The sequence below is a fragment of the Exiguobacterium artemiae genome (assembly GCF_033342815.1).
Taxonomy (GTDB): domain Bacteria; phylum Bacillota; class Bacilli; order Exiguobacteriales; family Exiguobacteriaceae; genus Exiguobacterium_A; species Exiguobacterium_A artemiae_A.
Map to the genome: position 1 here is coordinate 1 of NZ_JAWPEN010000037.1, position 1,738 is coordinate 1,738.

The following is a 1,738-nucleotide window of genomic DNA, read 5'->3' on the forward strand; positions in this document are numbered from 1 at the left end:
TGTGACTGCTAAGATGAAGACAACAATCCGCGACGATTTGAATCCAACACTTCTCGAATCAAATACTTCTTCGCTACACTGTATTTAGAACAGATGTAGGGAGATGAACTAGGAGTGGAAAAGTGGATGATCTACGGAACGATTCATCAATTAAAATCCAAAGGATTTAATGTTTCTCAAATTGCAACGCAGCTCAACGTGAGTAGAAATCGTGTCTATGATTATTTATCAATGGATAGAACGACGTTTGATCAGTGGGATAGCAAACGACAGCGTAAAGTTAGAAAGCTGGATCCCTATCGGGAAGAAATTTTGTCATGGCTACATGAATACCCGACCCTGAAAGCTTCCCAAGTTGAAGACTGGCTCAAAGAACGTTATCCAAATCTTCAGGTCGGAGAAAGTACGGTTCGACTCTATGTACGTGATTTGAGAAAAGAGCATGGTATCAGAAGAATGACGAAAGAACGACAGTACGTTGCCGTTCAAGAGTTACCGCCCGGTCAACAGATTCAAGTCGATTTCGGGATGGTTACGCTCTCCCATGAAGATGGTTCAGAAACGAGAGGACGGTTTATCGCCTTCGTTTTGGCACATTCTCGTTACAAGTATGTCGAATGGCTCGATCGACCGTTTAAAGTAGCAGACATGGTTAGGTGCCATGAAAATGCGTTTCGTTTCTTTGGTGGACGCACACGCGAACTGGTTTATGATCAAGATGCATTGGTAGCCGTAAACGAAAATAATGGAGACTTACTTTTAACGGAATCGTTCCAATCTTACGTTTCCTTCCGTGGTTTTCAGGTCCATCTCTGTCGGGCTCGTGATCCTGAATCAAAGGGAAAAGTGGAGCGCGTCGTTCAATACGTTAAATCGAACTTTGTTTTAGGAAGGTCCTACCATCACCTGAGGGAATGGAATCAGCGTTGCCTGGACTGGCTTGAACGTACGGCGAACTATAAAAAACATGATACGACAAAAAAGAGACCGTCCGAGGTGCACAGCCTGGAAAAGCTGCACCTACATCCGATCTCTTCACCCGTCTCTTTCGAGACGAACCTTGTATCAAGTGTATCAAGAACCGTCCACAAGGACAATACCATCCGTTACAAAGGTTCACGTTATAGCGTTCCTGTCGGAACGTATCGACACGAGACACTCCGTATCGTTTATCTCCACGAACGTGCGGCAGGTGATGCGATTGTCATCGTAGACCATGAAACAGGCGAAGTGCTGGGGGAGCATCCTCTTGCGTTAGAACGAGGGACGCTCGTCCAATCACCACATCATGAACATGACCTCGTGAAACGAAAAAACGATTACACGGAAGACGTCTATGCGCTTTACGAAGACCATAGTAAAGCAGTCGAATTTCTGGATGAAATCGTTGTGAGATATCCTCGATACATACGTGATCAGTTTGACCTTATTCGTGGCCTGGGTACTAATCGGATAGAAGAAACAGTGAAAGAAATGGGTCGTCTATATGACATTGGACAGGTCAGTGCTAATCTATTACGACAAAACCTATTGACTGGTCCCGAAGGGATCACCGTCTCGACGCGCGCCCTTGATCCGTATATTCATTTGATGACAGGGGCGACGAAGAAATGAGTAAACATCCAATCGAAGGTATTCAAGAAATGGCAAGAGCTTTACGTCTGGTTGAGAGTGCAGCAGAACTCCCACGCTTTTTACGGACAGCAGAGGAAGAACGATGGACGTACCATGAATTTCT

Annotated in this window: 1 protein-coding gene; it reads left to right on the top strand. The window is 45.1% G+C overall.

Annotated elements, in window-relative coordinates:
* The first annotated feature begins 114 nt into the window (after nucleotides 1-114).
* Nucleotides 115-1,614, top strand: a complete 1,500-nt coding sequence (gene istA / locus R7V76_RS16585) for an IS21 family transposase (protein ID WP_318094349.1) — start codon at nucleotides 115-117, stop codon at nucleotides 1,612-1,614.
* The last annotated feature ends 124 nt before the right edge of the window (nucleotides 1,615-1,738 follow it).